This window comes from Mesorhizobium sp. WSM4989 (assembly GCF_029625795.1).
GTDB lineage: Bacteria > Pseudomonadota > Alphaproteobacteria > Rhizobiales > Rhizobiaceae > Mesorhizobium.
The window spans coordinates 1-276 of the sequence record NZ_JARTVN010000026.1; the positions used below are offsets into that span (position 1 = coordinate 1).

The following is a 276-nucleotide window of genomic DNA, read 5'->3' on the forward strand; positions in this document are numbered from 1 at the left end:
GATCGGCCTTGCGCTTCGAATTGTTGGTCAGCATGACATGGACCTTGCCGTTGACGGCATTGGGCTGGATGTCTTCGGGGCGGTCCATCTTGGTGGCACCGAGCAGGTCGGCGGCGCGGCGCGTCTCGATCAGCACGTCGGCCTGGCCAGTGAAACCGTTTTCAGCCGTCAGCGGTCCCTGGCCGAAGACGATCGGCAGCCATTCGACCGTGCCATCTTCGGCGAACCTGGCGACATGCAGCGTGCCATCATCGAGCAGGTCCCTGTTGGCGGCAT

General features: G+C 63.4%; 1 protein-coding gene. It reads right to left on the reverse strand.

What is annotated here, in order from left to right:
- On the reverse strand, positions 1-276 hold a 276-nt coding region (locus P9217_RS30180; protein WP_278088330.1), incomplete at both ends, for an alkaline phosphatase PhoX.